Source organism: Neobacillus sp. S1227 (assembly GCF_055385255.1).
The window spans coordinates 4,542,382-4,565,981 of sequence record NZ_AP038276.1 but is presented as its reverse complement, the minus strand read 5'-3'; the positions used below and the strand labels follow the sequence as shown (position 1 = coordinate 4,565,981).

The window sequence follows — 23,600 nt, the reverse complement described above, 5'->3', positions numbered from 1 at the left end:
TCATAGGGGGCATTTTTAAATCCTTCAGTGGTCTGGCCGCCTATCGGTATATGTATGAGAAAGACAATTGTTAGAAAGACTGCTGATAGAATAACGTCATCAGCCAAAATTCCATACAAGGAGGTTTAATTTTTGGCGCTAAAAGATTTATTTTCCAAAAACCAGACAAAAAAGAAGAAATACGCAACCATTCCTACAGAAGCGGCGAAAAGCGACGTTCCTGAAGGAATAATGACAAAATGTCCTTCATGCAAAAAAATCATGTATACAAAAGAGCTTTCTAAAAACTTAAAGGTTTGTCTTCATTGCGGACATCATTTTCCAATGAATTCAAAGGAGCGTATTGAAAGTTTCCTTGATGAAGGAAGCTTCGAGGAATTCAACGAAAATATGATTTCAAAGAATCCCTTGAATTTTCCCGAATATCTAGAAAAGGTTGAAAAGGACAGAAAAAAAACCAATATAAATGAAGCGGTTGTCACTGGGGTTGGTACAGTTAACGGCCTTAAAGTCGTTGTGTCCATTATGGATTCAACCTTCCGTATGGGCAGTATGGGATCGGTTGTCGGCGAAAAAATTACCTTAGCGATTGAAAAAGCGGATGAATTGTCTGTCCCATTCATTATTTTTACAGCATCTGGCGGAGCTAGAATGCAGGAAGGCGCACTAAGTTTAATGCAAATGGCGAAAACAAGTGTTGCTTTAAAGAAATTCAGCGAAAATGGTGGTTTAATCATCTCAATTATGACCCATCCGACAACTGGCGGGGTGTCTGCTAGCTTTGCATCATTGGGTGATTATAACCTTGCCGAGCCTGGTGCATTAATCGGTTTTGCAGGACGCAGGGTGATTGAGCAGTCAATCCGTGAAAAATTGCCAGAAGACTTTCAAACAGCAGAGTTTTTGTTAAAACATGGGCAGCTTGATGCCATCATTTCCCGACTAGAATTGGCAGAGAAAATTGCAACTATACTTGATATCCATCAGCCAGGGGGTGTGTTCGAATGGCAGGCGAATTAGAATTTGAACGCCCAATCAATGAACTGAGGAAAAAAATAGCTGAACTAAAGGAATTTACGGATACCACTGATGTGGATTTGAGCTCTGAAATCAATAAATTAGAGGCTCGGCTGGAAAAGTTGGAACGGGATATATATGAAAATATTAAACCATGGGACCGGGTGCAAATAGCCCGCCATCCTAACAGGCCAACAACCTTGGATTACATTTCCTATCTCTTTGACGATTTCTTTGAATGCCATGGAGACAGGACTTTTGGCGATGATGAAGCGATTGTTGGCGGAATTGCCAAATTTAAAGGGCTGCCTGTAACCGTAATAGGTCATCAGCGGGGAAAGGATACGAAAGAAAATATCCGCAGAAACTTTGGAATGCCACATCCTGAGGGCTACAGAAAGGCTTTACGGCTGATGAATCAGGCAAATAAATTCAATCGTCCAATTATTTGTTTTATTGATACGAAAGGGGCATACCCTGGTAAAGCAGCAGAAGAGCGGGGACAGAGTGAAGCAATTGCCCGTAACCTTTTCGAAATGGCAGGGTTGAAAGTACCAGTTATCTGTATTGTCATTGGTGAAGGTGGAAGCGGCGGCGCTCTTGGACTTGGTGTAGGCAACCGGATTTACATGCTTGAAAATTCCACCTACTCAGTCATTTCGCCTGAGGGTGCTGCGGCAATTTTATGGAAAGACGCTGCCTTCGCTAAAAATGCGGCAGAATCTATGAAAATCACAGCGCCTGACCTAAAGGAACTAGGAGTTATCGATGATATCGTTCCAGAAATTAAGGGCGGTGCCCACAAGAATGTGCAAGGTCAAGCTTCGGAAATTGAACATGTCCTAATCAAATCCTTGGAGGAGCTTTTGAAGCTTTCTGCTGACCAATTAATTGCTGATCGATACAATCGATTTAGAACAATTGGAGAGTTTGGATTGATAAATGAATACATTGGAGTAAATTAAGGAAAATGCGTGCTCATTTGGGCACGTTTTTTCGTTGAATTATTCACAAAAAATTCATAGAAAATCGGTGGGGAATCCGATGATACCGTTCTCATTATGATATGAAACGCTTTCAGTTAACGAACTATTCCGTCTATTAAGAAATGGCGATTGACATAGTTGTTATGGCTATTCCTTCGTGATATTTTATTAATATTCAAGGGTTTTATGTTAATAATAGAAGAAGGAAAATGAATGCAATTATAAACCTTCCTTCAAGAGGCTTACATAGTACCTTTATCCTATTAATGAGGTGATTACCATGAAAAAAATTGGGGTGCTGACAAGCGGCGGGGATTCACCGGGAATGAACCCAGCAATTCGTGCTGTTGTCCGAAAAGCCATTTTTCACAATGTTGAGGTTTATGGAATCTACGGTGGTTACTCAGGGTTAATTTGCGGCAATATAAAAAAGCTTGAGCTCGGTTCAGTTGGAGATATCATTCATCGCGGAGGAACAATGCTTCAATCCGCCCGTTGCCCGGAATTTAAAACAACAGTGGGCCAGCAAAAAGGAATTGAACAGTTAAAGGCCCATGGTATTGAAGGACTTGTCGTCATTGGCGGTGACGGATCATATCGTGGTGCCAAGGCATTGACAGAGCTTGGGTATCCTTGTGTTGGTGTACCGGGTACGATCGATAATGACATTCCAGGAACTGATATGACAATCGGTTTTGATACGGCATTAAATACAGTCATTGATGCAATAGATAAAATTCGCGACACGGCTACTTCGCACGAAAGAACCTTTATTATTGAGGTAATGGGGCGAGATGCAGGTGATATTGCATTGTGGGCAGGGCTTGCCGGCGGAGCGGAAACGATCCTAATTCCAGAAGAGAATTACAATATGGACGAAATCGCTGATCGTTTGAGAAAAGGTCAAGAGCGTGGAAAAAAACATAGTATTATTGTGGTTGCAGAGGGTGTATGCAGCGGGGGTGAGTTTGCTAAGAAGCTAAAAGATGCCACCAACCTTGACACAAGGGTTTCAGTATTGGGACATATTCAACGGGGAGGCTCGCCAACTGCGGCAGATCGGGTGCTTGCCAGCAGATTGGGTGCGAGAGCAGTGGAACTTCTTATTGAGGGCAAAGGCGGCCGTGCTGTAGGCGTGGAGAATAACAAGCTTGTCGACTACGACATTATTGATGCTCTTGCCAAAAAACATACATTGGATCTTGAACTATATAATCTTTCAAAAGAACTTTCGATTTAATAAAGGGAGGGCAAGAAATGTTGCGCAAAACAAAAATTGTTTGTACGATTGGCCCTGCAAGTGAAAGTGTTGATAATTTAACACAATTAATGAATGCAGGAATGAATGTAGCACGATTAAATTTTTCTCATGGGAATTTTGAAGAACACGGTGGCAGAATCAAGAATATCCGTGAAGCGGCAAATTTAACAGGTAAAACGGTTGCCATTTTGCTTGATACAAAGGGTCCTGAAATTCGTACCCACAATATGCAAAATGGTGCCATTGAACTTAAGGCCGGAGATGAAATCATTGTATCCATGACCGAAGTGGAAGGAACCACGGAGAAATTTTCCGTTACATACCAAGGTTTAATTGATGATGTACAAGCAGGTTCCAAAATTCTGTTGGATGACGGTTTAATTGGACTGGAAGTGATCAACATTGATCATCCAAAGGGCGAAATTAAGACGAAAATTTTAAACAGTGGTACATTGAAAAATAAAAAAGGTGTTAATGTGCCGGGAGTTTCCGTTAACCTGCCTGGTATTACAGAGAAGGATAAACAGGATATTTTGTTTGGAATTGAGCAGGGCGTTGATTTTATCGCGGCCTCATTTGTTCGTCGTTCCAAGGATGTCTTGGAAATTCGCCAGCTATTAGAAGAAAACCAGGCAGCACATATCCAAATTATCCCTAAAATTGAAAACCAAGAAGGCGTCGATAATATAGATGAAATACTTGAGGTTTCAGACGGTCTGATGGTAGCACGCGGTGACCTTGGTGTTGAAATTCCTGCAGAAGAGGTTCCGTTGGTGCAAAAATCGTTGATTAAGAAATGTAATGCGCTTGGTAAACCGGTCATTACTGCTACCCAAATGCTTGATTCAATGCAAAGAAATCCAAGGCCAACTCGTGCCGAAGCTAGTGACGTGGCCAATGCCATTTTTGATGGAACAGATGCCATCATGCTTTCTGGAGAAACTGCAGCAGGGCTATATCCGGTTGAAGCAGTGCAAACGATGCATAATATCGCATCACGGGCTGAGCAAGCTTTGAACCATAAAGAAATCCTTTCACACCACAGCAAAAATACACAACACAACCTAACTGATGCGATTGGTCAATCAGTTGCTCATACAGCATTAAATTTAGAAGTAAAGTCAATTATCACTCCAACTGAGAGTGGACATACCGCAAGAATGATTTCAAAATACCGTCCAAAAGCTGCTATCGTGGCGATCACTGCTGATGAATCGACCTGCAGGCGTCTGTCGCTTGTCTGGGGAGTTTATCCACGGATGGGCAGGATGGCTTCCACAACGGATGAAATGCTCGAAATCGCCGTAGAGGAAAGCTTAAACAGCGGCATTGTTAAACATGGTGAACTGGTGGTTATTACTGCCGGTGTACCTGTGGGAGAAGCAGGAACAACGAATTTGATGAAAATTCATGTAGTGGGCGATATCATTACGAAGGGTCAAGGGATTGGACGTAAGTCAGCTTTTGGAAAAGTTGTCATTGCACATGATGCAAATGAAGCTATCGACAAGGTAAAAACGGGTTCTATCCTTGTTACCATCGGTTCCGATCGGGAAATGGTTCCGGCCCTTGAGAAATGTGCCGCCCTTATTACAGAGGAAGGCGGCTTAACAAGCCATGCTGCTGTTGTTGGTTTAAACCTAGGTATTCCTGTTATTGTTGGAGTCGAAAATGCCCTGAAACTGTTTAAAGAAGGCCAAGAAATCACGGTGGATGCATCAAGAGGAATTATTTATGACGGCCATGCTAGTGTACTATAATAAAAAACTCGCCATCCGGCGAGTTTTTTTTGGTCTAGGAAAGTATACAATCATTGTGGATAACTTGTTCCTGGATAGATACGTCCAGCTCCAGCGCCCTAGCGGCTAGTGTCCTTCGCTCTCCGCCCTACGATAAGTCAAGCACGAATGCGCTTGCGCTCTTCGTGTTTCCTTTATCTCAGTTGGAGAGCTCCAGGCCATACGCCGCGGACCAGGGCGCTTACGCTTTTATTCCTTTAAGCTTCTTTTCCTACAATAAATTTCCATAAATCATGAAAAACATTGGCCCTGTATAGTGTACTAATGATGACAAGAGTTACGGGACCAACAATTAATCCAAGAAAGCCAATTAATTTAAAACCTATGAAGAGTGCAATAAGTGTTGCCAAAGGGTCAAGTCCGATGTTTGAAGAAAGGATTTTTGGCTCCATGATCTGTCTCTGAACCAAAACGATTATGTAAAGGACACCAAGCCCAATGGCAAGCCCAACATCGCCGCTTATAGCTTCATACACAATCCAAGGGACGAATACCGCTCCCGTACCAAGATAGGGAATAATGTCGACCAGACCTGTCAAGAGGGCAATGGTAATCGCATAGTCCACACGAAGAATAAGCAATCCAACAAGAATGATGACCGTTGTTATGGAAATCAGCGTCAACTGGGCTCTAATAAAGCCGAAAAGCGCCTTCTTTAAATCAACAAATACCGTTTTGCCGCTTGTTCTGGCTTTCGGTGGTAATAGCCTTCCGCCCATCGCCTTTAAACGGTACCAATCCTTGCTTATGAAAAAGGTGGCTAACAAGGAGAAAATCAGCACGGTTGCAGCATTTGGAATCCATGAAATAACATTAGGAATGCTGCCAAAAAAGTCTTGAATAAAGTTTCCGACAGTTGTTCCTACCCTTTTACCGATACTTTGAATATTGGTAATGATAGTGTCTTTCTGCCCGGGATTCAACTTATTAAAGACGCTGGTTAATTGATTGTACAAATCCGTAAAATAGTCTTCTAGGAATTTGATTAAAGTATTTAAATGCTCTGGAATAACTTTCGCTAAGTAAGTGGCTCCTGTAACAATCTCGACTACCAGCAAAGTAATCAATCCGGCAAAGATGGCAAATATAATTATAAGGGCAACAAAAACAGCAAGTACTCTTGGCATTTTTGCTTTATTTTCAAAAAGATTGACGAGCGGGTTTATTGCTAGGGCTATAATAAGGCCGATTAAAAATGGATAGGTTATTTTTGATAAAAAGTAAAAGGAAAGCAGCCCTAAAACAACAACGCCGATAACAATTAAAAACCTAATGCTCCGGTTTATGTATTTGGGATTCAAAGATAATAGACCTCCATTTTTTTCAAAAGTCGCTTACTCTATTTTACCATTTTATAAATTTTTCTGCATATTTTTCCATTGCTTAAAAATTTCCTCTTAAACTTATACGTTTCGGTAAAAAATTAGTTTCAGAAGATTATAGAAAAAACTACTAGAGTTTTCTTATTACCTGCCATTGATAATATTATGGTAAAATAATTTAAAAAAGGTTTGTGTGAAAATATAAGCTGAAAACAAATGAAAATGCTCACTTTTTTAGCGCCGTTTTTTTTGAAATAATATTTTTTTGCTATTTTCATTCCTTTTCATTCACAAAAATCTGATTATTGTTTATAATAGGCTTGTAAGCATTATCTTTTTTTACATAAACCATATAGGAATACTGGAATATCTGAAAAATAATTTATTCCTGTGAATGAAAGGGCATACAGACTTTTTGGTTTTAATCCGAGCAATCGCTCAGTCACCTAGGGGTATTGAACAGCTTATCGGCGATGATTTTGCAGTGGAAATCTTTAAAATTACTTTATGCCGTTTCTTTTTATCCTAGACTGGGGATTTTCCGGTTTAAAAGAATTAATGAAGCAGTGGGTAATGGGGAATTTTACAATGTAAAGGAGAGATTTTTGATGACAGTAACACGTGGTCTCGAAGGAATTGTGGCAACTACTTCTTCCATTAGTTCAATTATTGATGATACGCTGACATATGTTGGCTATAACATCGATGATTTAGCTGAAAATGCAAGCTTTGAAGAGGTTATTTATCTATTATGGCATCGCAAGCTGCCTAATTCAGAACAATTGGCTGAATTAAAGCAGCAGCTTGCTGATAGTGCTGCACTTCCACAGGAAGTAATTGAGCACTTTAAATTGTTCCCGGTCCAGACGGTACATCCCATGGCAGCACTTCGTTCAGCTGTTTCTTTATTAGGACTTTACGATACGGAAGCAGATGTTATGGAGAAGGAATCTAATTATCGTAAAGCGATTCGTCTCCAAGCTAAAATGCCATCTATCGTGGCAGCTTTTGCACGTATTAGAAAAGGACTTGAGCCAGTTGCACCTAGGCAGGATTTGAGCTTTGCAGCGAATTTCTTGTATATGCTTTCTGGTAAAGAACCGGAAAAAATTGCAGTAGAGGCAATTGATAAAGCCTTGGTTCTGCATGCCGACCATGAATTAAACGCTTCTACATTCACTGCCCGTGTCTGTGTTGCTACATTATCCGATGTTTATTCAGGTATCACAGCAGCAATCGGAGCGTTAAAAGGACCTCTTCACGGAGGAGCAAATGAAGCTGTTATGAAAATGCTTACCGATATTGGCACACTTGAAAACGTTGAGCCATATATCCGTGGCAAACTTGAGAATAAGGAAAAAATCATGGGCTTTGGTCATAGGGTATACCGCCAAGGAGATCCTCGTGCCAAGCATTTAAAAGCAATGTCTAAGAAATTAACAGAACTTACCGGCGAGCCGCATTGGTACGATATGTCAGTGAAAATTGAGAGCATCGTAACCGGTGAAAAGAACCTGCCGCCGAACGTTGATTTCTATTCTGCATCTGTATATCACAGCTTAGGTGTTGACCATGACCTAATGACGCCAATTTTCGCTGTCAGCCGTGTATCGGGATGGCTTGCTCATATTTTGGAGCAATACGACAACAATCGTCTGATCCGCCCGCGTGCTGAATACACAGGTCCTGGAATGCAGAAATATGTTCCAATCGAACAAAGAGGATAACATTTTACTTTTTTTCGAAAAATTGGTTAAATAGGATTTGGTAGAGGTTAGGGGTGGATACCTGCTAACCTTTACTTAAGTCTTTACTATATCATCATGTTTTCACGTTTTTACATACTAGGAGGGAGTACTACAATGCAAGGTGAAAAAATTACAGTAACAAATGGAGTCTTAAACGTACCAAACAATCCAATTATCCCATTCATTGAGGGAGACGGTATCGGTCCAGATATTTGGGCTGCATCTGAGAGAGTTTTAAATGCAGCTGTTGAAAAAGCCTATAAGGGCGAGCGTAAATTAGTTTGGAAGGAAGTTCTTGCTGGAGAAAAAGCATTCAATCAAACTGGCGAATGGCTTCCAAAAGAAACTTTAGATGTAATTAATGAGTACCTGATCGCCATCAAAGGCCCACTGACAACTCCTGTTGGCGGCGGAATTCGTTCGTTAAACGTAGCTTTACGCCAAGAGTTAGATTTGTTTGTGTGCTTACGTCCAGTAAGATGGTTTGAAGGTGTTCCTTCACCAGTTAAGCGTCCGCAAGATACAGATATGGTTATCTTCCGTGAAAACACTGAAGATATTTATGCAGGTATCGAGTATGAAAAAGGAACTGAAGCTGCTAAAAAGGTAATTGACTTCCTTCAAAACGAAATGGGCGTAAATAAAATCAGATTCCCTGAAACATCAGGTATCGGTATCAAGCCTGTTTCTCAAGAAGGTACAACACGTCTTGTCCGTGCTGCTATTAACTACGCAATTAAAGAAGGCCGCAAATCCGTTACACTTGTGCATAAAGGCAATATCATGAAATTTACAGAAGGCGCGTTTAAAAACTGGGGTTATGAGCTTGCAGAAAAGGAATTTGGCGATAAAGTCTTTACTTGGGCTCAATATGATCGCATTAAAGCTGAGCAAGGTGCAGATGCTGCGAACAAAGCTCAGGCTGATGCTGAAGCTGCTGGCAAGATCATCGTGAAAGATGCGATTGCAGATATCTTCTTACAACAAATCCTAACTCGTCCACGTGAGTTCGATGTTGTGGCAACAATGAACTTAAACGGTGACTTCATTTCAGATGCGCTTGCAGCGCAAGTTGGCGGTATTGGTATCGCTCCAGGAGCAAATATCAACTACGAAACTGGCCATGCTATTTTTGAAGCAACCCATGGCACTGCACCAAAATATGCAGGTCTTGATAAAGTTAACCCTTCTTCTGTTATCTTATCTGGTGTGTTATTGCTTGAGCACCTTGGCTGGAATGAAGCTGCTAACTTGGTTATTAAGTCTGTTGAAAAAACTATTGCTTCTAAAGTAGTTACTTATGACTTTGCTCGTTTAATGGAAGGCGCAACTGAAGTTAAAACTTCTGAATTTGGTGATGAACTAATTAAGAACATGGAATAATAAAAGCTATTGTGATAACAACAAAGTTTATTTAGGGCTGTTTTTATAACAGCCCTTTATTTAAAAAGTTCATTCAAAAAGGGGAGAAAAAGTATGTCATTAAAACGTAAAAAGGTTTCTGTGATTGGCGGAGGTTTTACCGGAGCAACTACTGCATTTTTGCTTGCCCAAAAAGAGCTTGGTGATGTTGTATTAGTTGATATTCCGCAAATGGAAAATCCCACTAAAGGGAAAGCGTTAGATATGCTTGAAGCAAGCCCTGTTCAAGGATTTGATGCCAATATTACCGGAACATCAAATTATGAAGATACGAAAGACTCAGACATCGTTGTTATCACTGCAGGTATCGCACGCAAACCGGGCATGAGCCGTGATGATTTAGTGCAAACAAACCAAAAAGTAATGAAAGCAGTTACCTCTGAAATCGCAAAATATTCTCCAAACTGTACCATCCTTGTATTAACGAACCCGGTTGATGCCATGACCTATACGGTATTTAAGGAATCAGGTTTCCCTAAAAACCGTGTAATCGGTCAATCTGGTGTACTTGATACAGCTCGTTTCCGTACATTTATTGCACAAGAATTAAATATTTCTGTTAAAGATATTACAGGCTTCGTTTTAGGCGGCCACGGTGATGACATGGTACCTCTTGTACGGTATTCTTATGCTGGTGGTATCCCATTAGAAACGCTGATTCCAAAAGATCGCTTAGAAGCAATTGTTGAACGCACAAGAAAAGGGGGCGGTGAAATCGTTAACCTTCTTGGTAACGGAAGTGCCTACTATGCTCCTGCAGCTTCATTGGTTGAAATGTGTGAAGCAATTTTAAAAGACCAACGCCGTATCTTACCTTCTATCGCTTACCTTGAAGGTGAATATGGTTATGAAGGCATTTATCTTGGTGTGCCGACTATCCTAGGTGCGAATGGTATTGAAAAGGTAATCGAACTTGACCTGACTGCAGATGAAAAAACTGCATTGGATAAATCGGTTGAATCTGTTCGCAATGTCATGAATGTCTTAGTTTAATTAAGATGCTTCTGATTCGGGGAGGGCAATAAGCCTTGCCCGAATTTTTCGGAGACTGTGAAATCGTTTTCATTAAGGGGGTTCTTGATGCTTTTAGGGAAAAAACGCAAGCTAGGAAGAAGAATTGAGGAAATCACCGTCGGGGAAAAACTATCCTTCTCTGAGAAGGTGGAGGATAAAGATCTTCTCTTATATTTGGGATTAACCGACGATGCGAATCCACTCTACATACAACACGACTATGCTTCGCAGACTCCTTTTGAAAAGCCGATTGTTCCGAGCGTTATGCTGACAGGGATGATGACTTCAGCCATCTCAAAATATCTCCCTGGCCCGGGAAGTCATATAGTGAGCCAAACGCTCGAATTTTCAAAGCCTGTTTACCATTATTCAACAGTTGAATTCCTGTTTGAAGTAACCGAGGTAAATCGCGAGGGGCATTTTGTTGCTATTCGTGTTTTGGCGTTCAATGAAAAAAATGAAACGGTTATCACCGGTGTGATTAAAGTCTGCCCGCCATATCGTCTTGAAGAAATCCATGCAAGAGCATTAGATAATTTTTAATATGACCTGTTTTTTATTAATAGATTGTCTCTGCATTTGGGCCTGTTGATTTCCGCTCTGGGCACACGCTTTCCGCGGGGAGGTCCTGGAGCCTCCTCGGCGCTGAAGGCGCCTGCGGGGTCTCCAGTGACCTCTACATCCCGCAGGAGTCGGTGCCCTCCACTCCAATCAACAGGGAGTCATTCAACTAAAGATTGCAAGACACTTTTTCTAAGATTATTAAGTGTGTTGCAATCTTTTTTTATTGTTTGGTCTGTTATAACTGAAAGTTGATTTCACTGTTTTTGTAAAATAAGCGGTAAAATTCCGTTTAAATTGGGAAATACCCATATTTCCTTAAAAATAAAGGAAGCTTTTCCGTTAATATGCTCCAAATCTTTGGATTTTGTCTTATTTAGAGCAGTTAGTCGGAATAATTCTGTTTATTTCTGCTTCTTAAGCTTCCTCTATATACATTAGCGGGAAATTCTCCGCCTATGAATTCTCTTAGCTACAAGAAATCAACAATTAATAATAATAGAGCCTATTTTTTATTGTGAGATTAAGGTCCTTATTAAATACACCTGTTGATTGGAGCGGAAGGCGTGTAGACTCCTGCGGGAGTACGGGGCAGGGGAGACTCCGCAGGAGCTTTAGCGACGAGGAGGTTCCCCGGCACGCCCGCGGAAAGCGAAGCGCCTGGAGCACAAATCAACAGACCTGTTGAAAAGCCTTTAAACTAATAAAATCATAACAAAGTAACGCGTTGAAATTGTTATAGATTGAGGTGAAATAAAAGGCAATCGAAAGTTTTTCAACAGCTTAAAGGAATGTGCAGACACACATTCCTTTTCGTATTTTCAGTGTGAGTTATCCGATAAAGGTATTGTTTCCTGGTTTATATTATAATAATGTTAAATGAAGGAAAGAGAGAATCGAAATCGGAGGGCCTTACGATGAAAACAAAGGTGTTGGTAGTGGATGACGAACACTCTATTGTAACACTTCTTAAATACAATTTGGAACAGGCAGGGTATGAAGTTATGACCGCTATGGACGGGGAGGAAGGACTGCAGCTAGCAGAGCAGGAGTCACCAGACATCATCCTGCTGGATTTAATGCTTCCTAAAATGGATGGTATGGAAGTGTGCAAGCAGCTTCGACAAGAGCGTATAATGACACCGATATTGATGTTAACGGCAAAAGATGAAGAGCTTGATAAAATCTTGGGCTTGGAGCTTGGTGCGGATGACTATATGGTGAAACCGTTCAGTCCAAGGGAAGTGATTGCACGTGTTAAAGCAATTCTCAGACGAACTTATTTGCAGACAGATGCGGGAGACCAAATCCCAAAAGAAGATTCATTGATTACAATCGGGAAAATAACCATTTTTCCGGGAAAATATGAGGCATTTATTGAGGGGAATTTGCTTGATCTAACTCTTAAAGAATTTGAATTGCTGCACTACCTTGCACAAAACAAAGGAAATGTTTTAACTCGGGACCAATTATTAAGTGCTGTTTGGAATTATGACTTTGCTGGCGATACTAGAATAGTCGATGTACATATTTCTCATTTAAGAGAAAAGATTGAAAAGGATACAAGAAAACCAGTTTATATAAAAACTATTCGTGGACTTGGTTACAAATTGGAGGAGCCCAAAGAAGGATGACAAAGTTTCGAACTAAACTTTTGTTTTCTTTAATGATATTAATTTTTTCAGAGTTAATTGGATTGGGAATTCTGCTCGGTCAGTTGTTCCATAGCTATTTTGTACTTTCATTTAATGAAAGGCAAATATGGTGGATCCTATCCATCAGTCTTTTAATTGACCTTATTATCATTGTTTATCTCGGTATCCGCATTTCCACCAGATATATAAAGCCGATAAAGGCCGTGACAAATGTAGCGGTTGAACTCTCGAAGGGGAATTACCGTGCCCGGACAACTGTTGACCGAAATGATGAAGCGGGGATGCTAGCTGTAACCATTAACAGGCTGGCAGAAAATCTTCAGGAACTCAAAAAAATGCAGGAAATGCAGCAGGACCGCTTGAAGGCATTGATTGAGAACATGGGAGCAGGTTTAATTCTTATTGATAGCCGAGGATATATAAATTTAATTAATAAAGGCTATATTGAACTTTTTCAAGTGGACCCATCTGATTATTTAGATAGACTTTACTATGAAGTTCTTCAGGAAAAAGAATTATGCCAAATAATAGCAGAGGTTTTCCGGACAGAACAAAAGGCAAGAAAGCAGCTGCTTATCCCATTACAAATTGAAAGAAGATATTTTGATGTTTACGGGGTTCCAATCATTGGGAAAAACAATGTCTGGAAAGGAATTTTACTTGTTTTTCATGACATTACGGAAATGAAAAAGCTCGAACAAATGCGGAAAGACTTTGTCGCCAATGTTTCGCACGAACTAAAAACACCGGTTACATCGATTAAAGGTTTTTCGGAAACTCTTTTGGATGGAGCAATGAATGACAAAGAGACATTGGAATCATTTCTTTCCATTATTTTAAAAGAGAGCGATCGGCTGCAATCCCTAATCCATGACCTGCTAGAACTTTCAAAAATTGAGCAGCATAACTTTCTGTTAAACATTAATGAATTAGATTTATTTGAACTGCTAGAGGATGTCATTACTCTATTATCCGGTAAAGCACAAGTGAAAAATATTCAGCTTGAGCTTGTCAGCAAGCAAGAAAGTGTCATCCTTAAAAGTGATATTGACCGATTAAAGCAAGTGTTTATTAATCTTATAGGGAACGCCATTACTTACACACCTTCAGAAGGAGTGGTAAAGGTAATACTCGTTGAAGAAGACGAAGTTGTCCGTGTTCATGTTAAGGACTCCGGTGTAGGGATTAAGAAGGATGAAATTCCCCGGATTTTTGAACGTTTTTACCGGGTCGATCGGGCTAGAGATCGAAATTCAGGCGGGACAGGCCTTGGTTTGGCCATCGTGAAGCATTTGATTGAGGCACTTCATGGAAATATCAAAGTAAAAAGTGATTTAGGAAGCGGCAGCGAGTTTATTATTGAACTGCCGAAGAACGTGAACTATTTTATAGGAAGGTGATTGAATGGAAAACAAAAAGCTTGTGCTGATTGATGGCAATAGTATTGCGTACCGGGCCTTTTTTGCATTGCCGCTTTTGAACAATGATAAAGGTATACACACTAATGCCGTTTACGGCTTTACAATGATGCTGATGAAGATTTTGGAGGAAGAAAAGCCAACCCATATCCTGGTAGCTTTTGATGCAGGCAAAACAACCTTCCGCCACAAAACCTTTGAAGAATACAAAGGCGGCAGACAGCAAACACCCCCGGAATTATCAGAACAATTCCCTTTTGTTAGAGAGCTGTTAGATGCCTACGGAATATCAAGATATGAATTGGAGAATTACGAAGCTGACGACATAATTGGAACGCTTTCGTTAACAGCTGAAAAAGAAGGATTTGAAGTAAAAGTTATTTCCGGTGACAAGGATTTAACACAGCTTGCATCACCGCATACTACCGTGGGGATTACCCGAAAAGGTATTACAGATATAGAGGTGTACACCCCTGAACATGTTCAGGAAAAGTATGGCCTAGTCCCTGACCAAATAATTGATATGAAAGGTCTGATGGGGGACTCTTCCGATAATATCCCCGGTGTACCAGGGGTAGGCGAAAAAACTGCCATCAAGCTGCTGAAGGAATTTTCCACCCTTGAACAATTATTAGAATCAATTGACAAGGTTAGCGGGAACAAGCTGAAGGAAAAGCTTACAGAGTATAAAGAGCAGGCGGTAATGAGTAAGCAGCTTGCAACGATTGAAAGACATGCACCCGTGGAGGTAGATCTAGCGGATATCTCATATAGTGGGTTTACGAGAGAAAAATTAATAGGCTTGTTCAAAGAATTAGGATTTTCATCTTTATTGGATAAACTTGGCGAAGATTCGGCAGTAGATACGGTACAAGAGCTTGAAGAGGTAGAATACATAATTCCATCCGAAATTAGCAGCGATTTATTTGCAAATACCAATTATTTTTATGTGGAAATGCTTGAGGATAACTACCATCAAGCAAAAATCATCGGGTTTTCAGTCGTTAACGGCAATGGACATTTCTTCCTTCCGACGGAACAAGCGCTAAATTCGAAAGAGTTTAAGAAATGGGCTGAGGATGAAGGGAAGAAGAAAACGGTATATGACGCAAAACGCACCGAAGTTTCCTTAAGAAGACAGGGAATTCATTTAAAAGGAGCGGAATTTGATATTTTAATGGCATCTTATATTTTGAATCCATCGGAAACGGGTGAGGATTTAGCTGCAATTGCGGGTAAGTATGGCATTCACAATATCCAATCAGATGAATCGTTTTATGGAAAAGGGGCTAAACAAAGGATTCCTGAAACAGAACAGCTTGCCGAACACCTTGTCCGTAAGGGGATGGCTATGTCCGAATTAAAGGACAAATTAGAAGATGACCTTAAGAAAAATGAACAATACAGTTTATTTACGGAACTTGAAATGCCGTTATCACTCATCTTAGCTGATATGGAATCATGTGGAATTAAGGTGGAGCGGGAGCGCCTGGAGTCAATGGGTCGCGAGCTTAACGAACGGCTAATTGAAATTGAGGAGAAAATCTGTGAATTAGCCGGTGAAAAATTTAATATTAATTCTCCGAAACAATTAGGTGTCATTCTATTTGAAAAATTACAGCTCACTTCGTTTAAGAAAACGAAGACCGGGTATTCGACCTCCGCCGATGTTTTAGAAAGGCTGGCTGGTGAACATGAGATTATTGAACATATTCTTCTTTACCGTCAATTAGGCAAGCTGCAATCCACTTATATTGAAGGATTGCTAAAGGTAATCGAACCAGAGACGGATAAGGTTCATACAAGATTCCAGCAAACCTTAACGGCTACAGGGAGGTTAAGCTCCATCGATCCCAACCTGCAAAATATCCCAATCCGCCTTGAGGAAGGTAGAAGAATTCGACAGGCCTTCGTTCCGTCCGAAAAAGGCTGGTTGATTTTTGCAGCGGACTATTCACAAATTGAGCTGCGGGTTCTTGCTCATATTTCCGGTGATGAAAAGCTAATCCAAGCTTTTAAAGATGATATGGATATTCATACACGCACAGCCATGGAGGTATTCCATGTTGATGCAGACCAAGTTACTTCTAATATGAGACGGCAGGCAAAGGCTGTAAACTTCGGAATCGTTTATGGAATCAGCGATTATGGACTCTCCCAGTCGCTCGGGATTACGAGGAAAGAAGCAGGTGATTTCATCGAGCGATATTTAAACAGTTATCCTGGTGTAAAGGAATATATGGAGACAATCGTCCATTCAGCGAAGCAGAAAGGATATGTCTCTACATTACTTCATAGGAGAAGATACCTTCCGGAAATAACGGCCCGAAATTTTAACCTGAGAAGTTTTGCCGAGAGAACAGCAATGAATACGCCTATTCAGGGAAGTGCAGCTGATATCATAAAAAAAGCGATGATTGATATGGATGAGGCATTAAAAGATAAAGGGTTGAAATCACGGTTACTCTTGCAGGTACATGACGAATTAATTTTTGAAGCTCCTGAGGAGGAAGTGGAAATTCTTAAGCAATTAGTGCCGTTGGTGATGGAAAATGCGATTGAGCTATCCGTCCCGTTAAAAGTAGATTATGCGTACGGACCAACATGGTTTGATGCAAAGTAAATACACTAGCAAAGGGGGCTGCATTATATGCCAGAGCTTCCAGAAGTAGAAACAGTCAGGAGAACGCTGGAAAAGCTTGTTCTTCATAAAACCATCGAAAATGTAACCGTGTATTGGCCGAAAATCATTAAAAACCCAGCTGAAGCAGAACAATTCATCGATGCTTTAAAAGGTGAAACTTTTGCTGAGATCGGAAGAAGAGGAAAATTTCTAATTCTTTATACAGAGAATTTCGCCTTAGTTTCCCATTTGCGTATGGAGGGGAGATACGGATTATATCCAAAGGAAGAGCCTTTCGATAAGCACACCCATGTGATTTTCCATTTTACAGATGGAACCGAACTGCGCTACCGGGATGTCCGAAAATTTGGAACCATGCATCTATACAAAAAGGGTGAGGAATTTACTAAGCCTCCCCTTATCCAGCTTGGTCCTGAACCTTTTTCAGAAGAGTTTACAAAAGAGTACTTAGCAAAAATGCTTAAAAAAACGAACCGAAAAATTAAAACGGCTTTATTGGACCAAAACCTATTTGTTGGTCTTGGAAATATATATGTCGATGAAGCGTTATTTCGTTCAGGCATCCATCCTGAAAGGCTGGCGGGGTCACTGAAGAAAAAAGAAATTGAGTTGCTGCATAAGGAAATTGTCGAAACGTTAAGTGAAGCAGTCGAAAAAGGCGGCAGTACGATTCGGTCCTATGTGAATTCCCAAGGGGAAATAGGCATGTTCCAGCTTGAGTTATATGCCTATGGTCGAAAAGGGGAACCGTGCAAGAAATGCGGAACCCCCCTTGAAAAAACGACCGTAGGGGGAAGGGGCACCCATTATTGCCCGAAATGCCAAAGGCTTAAACATAGAACTTCGAGGAGTGTCTAGCTCCACAAGGAAGGCTCCGGCAGCATAAGCATCGCAAGACTGAAAGCGATAGCTTTTTAGGGGAAGCGCCTAGGGGCTCGCAGGTCTACAGCCAAGCTGTCCTGAAGGGTAAAGAGTAACCTTCAGGACAGCTTGTCTTATGCCTGTCGCCCTTGGTCAAGTCACTTCTTTTTGAATTAACACTGGATAGGCTCCTGCCATATACTATCGTAGTATTTTGCAGGAAGGAGTCCTAGACACATCATGGTTCAGTTGTTCTCACTTCTCATACTCGCTCTTGCTCTCAGTCTTGATAGCTTTAGCGTAGGGTTTACGTATGGTTTAAGAAAAATGGTTATGCCGTTTAAGTCCATTCTCATTATCGCATGCTGCTCAGCAATCTCATTAATGATTGCGGTATCAATTGGGCATGGACTTGAAAAAGTATTATCACCAAGTATTACAGCAAAACTAGGGGGATTTATTTTAATCGGGCTAGGAGCATGGGTGTTATACCAGTTTTTCCGCCCTGAGAAAGAAAAAGAACCGATTGATCATGAAAAAACAATTGTAAACTTTGAAATTCGGTCATTGGGGCTGGCAATCAATATCTTAAGAAAACCGATGTCGGCCGATTTTGATAAATCCGGAACAATTACCGGGATAGAGGCATTAATGTTAGGCTTCGCACTCTCACTAGATGCCTTTGGTGCAGGAATTGGAGCAGCGATGCTTGGATTCCCTCCCATTTATTTAGCCTTGACCGTTGCGGTTATGAGTTCATTATTTGTGTTATTGGGAATTAAATTTGGGTCCTTTTTTTACCGTTTTGACTGGGTTCAAAAGTTTACGTTTATACCGGGGATCTTATTAATTATCATAGGAATATGGAAAATATAACAATAGGAAAGGGTAAGGAGCAGGGGTATGTCACTTGTTATTGGTTTGACAGGCGGAATCGCCAGTGGAAAAAGTACAGTATCTAATATGTTAAAAGAAATGAATTTAACAGTCGTTGATGCAGATGTCGAAGCACGTCTGGCGGTAGACAAAGGTGAACCTGCCTACCTGAAAATCATTGCCGAATTTGGTCAGGACATCTTATTAGAAAATGGGGAAATAGACAGACAAAAACTCGGTTCGATTATTTTTTACAAAGAAGATAAAAGGCAGCTCTTGAATCAAATTGTTCATCCCGAAGTTAGAAAAAGAATGATGGAGAAGATTCAAAATGCTGCTAAGAATCAAGAAGAAGTGATTATTCTTGATATTCCTTTGTTATTTGAAAGCAAGCTGACCTTCATGGTCGAAAAAACTATTCTTGTTTATGTAGATAGAGAAACACAGCTGAAACGGCTAATGCAGAGAAACCAGCTATCAGAACCGGATGCACAGGCCAGGGTCAACTCGCAAATGCCGCTTGCTGAAAAGGTTAAGCTTGCCGATGCGGTCATTGATAATAATGGATCAATAGAAGATACAAAAAAGCAGCTCATTGAAATATTAGCCGGATGGGGAATTCAAAAACAGCATTAATAACATGTGGAAGGGGGCATTCCCCCTTCTTTTTTGTGTTTAGTTATCTGAATTATAAAACTTTAAAAAATACGCTTTTTATTCATCACAAATAAAATTAAATGTGTTATACTAATACCATCAGATAAAGATAAAAGTATAACATTAATGCGGAAGGGGCCGTAAAATGAGAGCAAGAATTGCCATTAACGGATTTGGAAGAATTGGAAGGATGGTTTTTAGACAAGCAATCCTTGAGAAAAAACTGGATGTTGTCGCAATCAATGCAAGTTATCCTGCTGAAACGTTAGCACATTTAATTAAATATGATACCAATCATGGAACTTTTCAGGGAGAAGTCATCCCTTTAGATAATGAACTGCTTGTAAATGGAAAGAGAGTCAAGCTTTTAAGTAACCGTAATCCAGAAGAACTTCCATGGAGAGAATTGGGAATTGATATTGTCATTGAAGCAACAGGAAAGTTTAACTCTAGGGAAAAGGCTGCGCTGCATTTAGAAGCGGGAGCGAAGAAGGTAATCCTGACTGCTCCGGGTAAGAATGAGGATGTAACGATTGTTATGGGTGTAAATGAAGAAATGCTTAATATTGAACAGCATGAAGTGATTTCAAATGCATCTTGTACAACAAACTGCCTTGCACCAGTTGCAAAGGTTTTAGATGATAAATTTGGAATTGAATGCGGATTAATGACTACTGTTCATGCTTACACAAATGATCAAAAAAATATCGATAATCCACACAAGGATTTGCGACGGGCTCGTGCTTGCGGACAATCTATCATTCCGACTACGACGGGAGCAGCGAAAGCACTATCCCTTGTTCTGCCGCAATTGAAGGGCAAACTACATGGCATGTCACTACGCGTTCCAACGCCAAATGTTTCCCTTGTTGATTTAGTTGTAGACCTTAAGCAAGATGTAACAGTAGATGATGTTAACAAGGCGTTTAGAGAAGCTGCTGGAGGTACGTTAAAAGGAATTTTAGACTTTACGATGGAACCATTAGTTTCAGTCGATTTTAACACGAATGAACATTCTGCCATTATCGATGGACTTTCCACGATGGTAATGGGGACAAGAAAAGTAAAAGTATTGGCTTGGTATGATAATGAGTGGGGTTATTCTACACGTGTAGTCGACTTAAGTTTACTTGTCGCCGAAGAAATGGCTAAAATGTCGCAGGTAAAGGTTAGCTAAATAATATTGATTAAAAAGAGGTTGCTTTTATACTAACGGGTTCCGTTAACTATCGCAAACATTAAAAATGTAAGTTAAAATGAGGGTCAATTTGCATATGAAATTGACCCTCATTTTTTATTGGTGTAAAGCGATTTGGGTGAGAATTACATAAAAAATTGTATAGGGAAATGCACCCCAAATTGTAGGGGTACAATGGCTGTTGTGCCCCTACAATTTTACCCTCAATTTGATATACAATTTATCTTACAAAAAATGCTTACGTTATAAATGAGGTTCACTTGTTCTTTTTGAAAGATAAGATGTCTTATCCTTTATCGAGTAACCATTGATAGGAAAATAAGCGGAGATTTTTCCGCTAAATGCAGAATAGGGCTCATTCCGGGGTAAATAAGGGAAGGTTTTCCGCTTAATCAAAGCAAAATCCCCAATACTCCCGTTTTTTGCGTCAATAGGGGAAATTTTTCCGCTTATTTAAGCTAGTTTTAATCTTATTTCTTAATTAAGAGAAATTTCTCCGCTTATTTATCAAACCATACTGATTCCCCCATCCGGGTCCACTCTTTTACCAAAAATGGAAATTAAAAATGGCTCAGTATAGTGAAATGAGCCATTTTATTTTGAAGTGCAAAAACAATACAAAAGGCAGTACAAATTGGGATACATTTTCGGGTTTTGCGACAGGAAACGGAACCCGTTACTCTTATACAGGCACCTCTTTTTATATTTTTCGGATATTGATATACACTAGAAACAAAGATTTACAAGGAGGAACGCAAATGGCGATTTTATTGGGGCTCTTTACCCGTTTTAAGAGACAAATTGAAACAACAGATAAACAAACTGATGATTCCCTAAAAACTCATTATTATAAAGGGACATTTAATCAGGTTTTTGATTCAGTAGAACAAATTTTTAAAGAAGATGCAGATTGCCTTGTTACAACGGTTTCTAAGGAGCACGGCGAAATTGCTGTTGATATCCAGAAGCCCTTTCCATGTTTTCTAATTGCTACAATTGTCTCTGTTAAACCTTTGGAAACAGCTGTGGATTTCACTATTTCATCCGAAAAGTTCGCAATGCTTGGGACATATCCGGAATTAAAAAAACGTATTGATGCCTACTATAAGCGAATTAGCCAAATACATACCAATATTGGAACAGGAAAAAACTATTAATACTTTTACTTGTGAAAAGGTGTTCTTTTTTATAAGATAATAGTAAGAATTGTTGCGGAAAATGTTCGGATTTACCTATTAGATTTGGAGTTGGTTTAGGAGATGAAATGCCCTTCATGTCAGAATTATGGCACACGCGTACTTGATTCCCGGCCCGTGGATGAGGGACGTGCAACACGAAGAAGACGAGAATGCGAAGAATGCGGGTACCGTTTTACTACATTTGAGAAAATCGAAGAGATTCCTTTAATTGTTGTCAAAAAGGAAGGAACGAGGGAAGAATTCAGCCGCGATAAAATCCTGCGCGGGCTTATTAAGGCATGTGAAAAACGCCCTGTTGCTTTAAAGGAATTAGAGGACATTACACATGGTGTAGAGAAAGCTCTTCGGAGTCAGGGTGTTTCTGAAATTAAAAGCGATGAGATAGGTGAAATGGTAATGGATAGGCTGGCAAAAGTAGATGAGGTTGCATATGTCCGCTTTGCATCAGTCTACCGCCAATTTAAAGATATCAATGTGTTTATCGAAGAATTAAAAGAATTAATGAACAAAGAGAAATTATAAAAGAGCTGTTTCGGCTCTTTTTTAGCTAATAGGAAAGGTTTGAATGAAAATGGCGCAGCATTGGCAGGAAATACTTCCAATCGATCGTTATATTGTAACCGCTAATGGACTGCTGCATGAATATGACCGAAAAGTGCTGACATTTTTATACCAGCCTTTAATTGGGTCAACTTGCTTCAGCTTGTATATGACACTCTGGGCAGAACTGGAAGAAAATCGATTATGGTCGGAATCCTCCACACACCATTTATTAATGAATCTACTAGGTCGTAATCTAAATGAAATCTATGAAGCACGTCTAAAACTTGAAGGAATCGGCTTGGTAAAGACTTATGTTAAAACGGAGGATGAGGTGCGTTCCTTTATTTATGAACTCCATCCCCCTTTAAGCCCAGACCAGTTTTTTTTGGATGGTATGCTTAACATTTATCTATATCGTAAAATTGGAAAAAATCATTTTTCCCGTTTGAAACGTTTTTTCTCGGAACAGCAAATTCCAAAAGGTACAGGTTATCAGGAAACCACTAAGGCGTTTCAGGAAGTGTTTATGTCAGCAACGCCCGGTACTATCCAATATATGCAGGATCTATCTGCAGATCTTGCTGCCGATTCAGACCAGCACTTTATAGGTCGCCACGATTCAAGCGGTGTGCAAATTGATATCGGTACGTTTGATTTTGATCTGCTTATCGCCGGTTTAAATGAATCACTTGTCCCCAAAAAAGCTTTAAACCAAAAGGTAAAAGAGGTTATTAGTAAACTCGCATTTCTTTATAATATCGATGCTATTCAAATGAAAAATATTATTCTCAGTGCTGTTAATGAGGCAAATGAAATTGATTTGGAAGAGTTGCGAAAGGCTGCGCGTGATTGGTATCAATTTGTAAACTATGATCAGCTGCCGACACTCATCGAACGTACCCAGCCGGCTGCCCATCGGGTTCAAGCGGAAGAGCCAAAAACTAAGGAAGAGAAGCTCATTTATTATTTGGAAACAACGTCCCCATTGCAGTTTTTAAAAGACCTGTCAGGAGGGGCAGAACCTTCAAAATCGGAAATTGAGCTGATTGAAGGGATCATGTTCAATCAAAAGCTGCTTCCAGGTGTTTTAAATGTGCTGATTCATTTTGTGATGCTAAAGACCGATATGAAACTGACAAAGGGGTACACCGGGGCAATTGCTAGCAACTGGGCAAGGCTGCAAATAAAGACGGTCAAAGAAGCGATGGAGCAAGCCAAGAAGGAATCACAAAATATGGCCAAAAGTAAGAAACAGACTGGAAAAGCATCGAAGCAAAAGCCAATTCGGACAGAGTTTCTTCCAGAATGGTTTGACGAAGAACCATCCAAAAAGGCTGAGCCGCACAAGGAAACAACCAAAGATTTAGAAGCAAAAAAACGTGAAATAGAAGAAATGCTTAAGGCGTTTGATGACTAGAT

The 23,600-nt window shown here is 40.2% G+C and carries 19 protein-coding genes; 18 read left to right on the top strand and 1 reads right to left on the bottom strand.

The features are described from left to right. The first annotated feature begins 132 nt into the window (after window positions 1–132). The 4 genes from accD to pyk all read left to right on the top strand — a co-directional run bounded on the left by accD (window position 133) and on the right by pyk (window position 5,024). The gene (gene accD / locus ACZ5AE_RS22915; RefSeq protein WP_464566832.1) at window positions 133–1,020 is read left to right on the top strand and encodes an acetyl-CoA carboxylase, carboxyltransferase subunit beta; all 888 of its coding nucleotides are present in this window, start codon (window positions 133–135) and stop codon (window positions 1,018–1,020) included. Further along, window positions 1,005–1,982, top strand: coding sequence for an acetyl-CoA carboxylase carboxyl transferase subunit alpha (accA, locus tag ACZ5AE_RS22910; protein ID WP_464566831.1), 978 nt, complete (start codon window positions 1,005–1,007; stop codon window positions 1,980–1,982). Before accD ends, accA begins: the two co-directional genes overlap by 16 nt. Before the next feature lie 301 nt (window positions 1,983–2,283). Beyond that, a complete protein-coding gene (gene pfkA, locus ACZ5AE_RS22905; RefSeq protein ID WP_464566830.1) occupies window positions 2,284–3,243 on the top strand; it encodes a 6-phosphofructokinase in 960 nt (319 codons plus the stop codon). Between the two features lie 20 nt (window positions 3,244–3,263). Then, window positions 3,264–5,024, top strand: coding sequence for a pyruvate kinase (gene pyk / locus ACZ5AE_RS22900; protein ID WP_464573715.1), 1,761 nt, complete (start codon window positions 3,264–3,266; stop codon window positions 5,022–5,024). Window positions 5,025–5,260: 236 nt separating this feature from the next. Here pyk and ytvI read toward each other — a convergent pair whose 3' ends face one another. After that, complete coding sequence (ytvI, locus tag ACZ5AE_RS22895; RefSeq protein ID WP_464566829.1) at window positions 5,261–6,364, bottom strand: sporulation integral membrane protein YtvI; 1,104 nt, start codon at window positions 6,362–6,364, stop codon at window positions 5,261–5,263. A 629-nt stretch (window positions 6,365–6,993) separates the two neighbouring features. Between ytvI and citZ the strand changes: the two genes are divergently transcribed. From citZ to ACZ5AE_RS22825, 14 genes are all read left to right on the top strand, one after another. Further along, entirely contained in the window at window positions 6,994–8,112 is a 1,119-nt protein-coding gene (gene citZ, locus ACZ5AE_RS22890) for a citrate synthase (protein ID WP_464566828.1), read from the top strand. Between the two features lie 135 nt (window positions 8,113–8,247). Then, window positions 8,248–9,516, top strand: a complete 1,269-nt coding sequence (icd, locus tag ACZ5AE_RS22885; protein ID WP_464566827.1) for an NADP-dependent isocitrate dehydrogenase — start codon at window positions 8,248–8,250, stop codon at window positions 9,514–9,516. 93 nt (window positions 9,517–9,609) lie between these two features. Next, on the top strand, window positions 9,610–10,548 hold the full coding sequence (gene mdh, locus ACZ5AE_RS22880; RefSeq protein ID WP_464566826.1) for a malate dehydrogenase: 939 nt from the start codon (window positions 9,610–9,612) through the stop codon (window positions 10,546–10,548). A gap of 87 nt (window positions 10,549–10,635) precedes the next feature. Further along, entirely contained in the window at window positions 10,636–11,112 is a 477-nt protein-coding gene (locus tag ACZ5AE_RS22875) for a MaoC/PaaZ C-terminal domain-containing protein (RefSeq protein WP_464566825.1), read from the top strand. Between the two features lie 935 nt (window positions 11,113–12,047). After that, window positions 12,048–12,764 carry a response regulator gene (locus ACZ5AE_RS22870; protein WP_464566824.1) on the top strand — a complete coding sequence of 239 codons (717 nt, stop codon included), beginning with the start codon at window positions 12,048–12,050 and terminating at the stop codon, window positions 12,762–12,764. Continuing rightward, window positions 12,761–14,185, top strand: a complete 1,425-nt coding sequence (pnpS, locus tag ACZ5AE_RS22865; protein WP_464566823.1) for a two-component system histidine kinase PnpS — start codon at window positions 12,761–12,763, stop codon at window positions 14,183–14,185. Before ACZ5AE_RS22870 ends, pnpS begins: the two co-directional genes overlap by 4 nt. Before the next feature lie 4 nt (window positions 14,186–14,189). After that, on the top strand, window positions 14,190–16,826 hold the full coding sequence (gene polA, locus ACZ5AE_RS22860; protein ID WP_464566822.1) for a DNA polymerase I: 2,637 nt from the start codon (window positions 14,190–14,192) through the stop codon (window positions 16,824–16,826). Between the two features lie 27 nt (window positions 16,827–16,853). Beyond that, window positions 16,854–17,705: a DNA-formamidopyrimidine glycosylase gene (gene mutM / locus ACZ5AE_RS22855; RefSeq protein ID WP_464566821.1), complete on the top strand. Its 852-nt coding sequence runs from the start codon at window positions 16,854–16,856 to the stop codon at window positions 17,703–17,705. 243 nt (window positions 17,706–17,948) lie between these two features. Beyond that, a complete protein-coding gene (gene ytaF / locus ACZ5AE_RS22850; RefSeq protein WP_464566820.1) occupies window positions 17,949–18,584 on the top strand; it encodes a sporulation membrane protein YtaF in 636 nt (211 codons plus the stop codon). A 27-nt stretch (window positions 18,585–18,611) separates the two neighbouring features. Further along, complete coding sequence (gene coaE / locus ACZ5AE_RS22845) at window positions 18,612–19,220, top strand: dephospho-CoA kinase (protein ID WP_464566819.1); 609 nt, start codon at window positions 18,612–18,614, stop codon at window positions 19,218–19,220. Window positions 19,221–19,386: 166 nt separating this feature from the next. Further along, a complete protein-coding gene (locus ACZ5AE_RS22840) occupies window positions 19,387–20,418 on the top strand; it encodes a glyceraldehyde-3-phosphate dehydrogenase (protein WP_464566818.1) in 1,032 nt (343 codons plus the stop codon). 779 nt (window positions 20,419–21,197) lie between these two features. Next, window positions 21,198–21,596 (top strand): cytosolic protein, encoded by a 399-nt coding sequence (locus ACZ5AE_RS22835; protein WP_464566817.1) that lies wholly within the window; start codon window positions 21,198–21,200, stop codon window positions 21,594–21,596. Between the two features lie 102 nt (window positions 21,597–21,698). Beyond that, the gene (gene nrdR / locus ACZ5AE_RS22830; RefSeq protein WP_217033884.1) at window positions 21,699–22,160 is read left to right on the top strand and encodes a transcriptional regulator NrdR; all 462 of its coding nucleotides are present in this window, start codon (window positions 21,699–21,701) and stop codon (window positions 22,158–22,160) included. A gap of 49 nt (window positions 22,161–22,209) precedes the next feature. Continuing rightward, window positions 22,210–23,598, top strand: coding sequence for a replication initiation and membrane attachment family protein (locus ACZ5AE_RS22825; protein WP_464573714.1), 1,389 nt, complete (start codon window positions 22,210–22,212; stop codon window positions 23,596–23,598). Window positions 23,599–23,600: the final 2 nt, after the last annotated feature.

What these genes read in the sequence shown, in the direction of transcription:
- ACZ5AE_RS22840 (WP_464566818.1), top strand. Translation starts at nt 19,387, where the DNA reads ATGAGAGCAAGAATTGCCATTAACGGATTTGGAAGAATTGGAAGGATG.
- ACZ5AE_RS22835 (WP_464566817.1), top strand. Translation starts at nt 21,198, where the DNA reads ATGGCGATTTTATTGGGGCTCTTTACCCGTTTTAAGAGACAAATTGAA.
- mdh (WP_464566826.1), top strand. Translation starts at nt 9,610, where the DNA reads ATGTCATTAAAACGTAAAAAGGTTTCTGTGATTGGCGGAGGTTTTACC.
- mutM (WP_464566821.1), top strand. Translation starts at nt 16,854, where the DNA reads ATGCCAGAGCTTCCAGAAGTAGAAACAGTCAGGAGAACGCTGGAAAAG.
- ytaF (WP_464566820.1), top strand. Translation starts at nt 17,949, where the DNA reads ATGGTTCAGTTGTTCTCACTTCTCATACTCGCTCTTGCTCTCAGTCTT.
- polA (WP_464566822.1), top strand. Translation starts at nt 14,190, where the DNA reads ATGGAAAACAAAAAGCTTGTGCTGATTGATGGCAATAGTATTGCGTAC.
- ACZ5AE_RS22875 (WP_464566825.1), top strand. Translation starts at nt 10,636, where the DNA reads ATGCTTTTAGGGAAAAAACGCAAGCTAGGAAGAAGAATTGAGGAAATC.
- citZ (WP_464566828.1), top strand. Translation starts at nt 6,994, where the DNA reads ATGACAGTAACACGTGGTCTCGAAGGAATTGTGGCAACTACTTCTTCC.
- pnpS (WP_464566823.1), top strand. Translation starts at nt 12,761, where the DNA reads ATGACAAAGTTTCGAACTAAACTTTTGTTTTCTTTAATGATATTAATT.
- pfkA (WP_464566830.1), top strand. Translation starts at nt 2,284, where the DNA reads ATGAAAAAAATTGGGGTGCTGACAAGCGGCGGGGATTCACCGGGAATG.
- accA (WP_464566831.1), top strand. Translation starts at nt 1,005, where the DNA reads ATGGCAGGCGAATTAGAATTTGAACGCCCAATCAATGAACTGAGGAAA.
- icd (WP_464566827.1), top strand. Translation starts at nt 8,248, where the DNA reads ATGCAAGGTGAAAAAATTACAGTAACAAATGGAGTCTTAAACGTACCA.
- coaE (WP_464566819.1), top strand. Translation starts at nt 18,612, where the DNA reads ATGTCACTTGTTATTGGTTTGACAGGCGGAATCGCCAGTGGAAAAAGT.
- ACZ5AE_RS22870 (WP_464566824.1), top strand. Translation starts at nt 12,048, where the DNA reads ATGAAAACAAAGGTGTTGGTAGTGGATGACGAACACTCTATTGTAACA.
- nrdR (WP_217033884.1), top strand. Translation starts at nt 21,699, where the DNA reads ATGAAATGCCCTTCATGTCAGAATTATGGCACACGCGTACTTGATTCC.
- ACZ5AE_RS22825 (WP_464573714.1), top strand. Translation starts at nt 22,210, where the DNA reads ATGGCGCAGCATTGGCAGGAAATACTTCCAATCGATCGTTATATTGTA.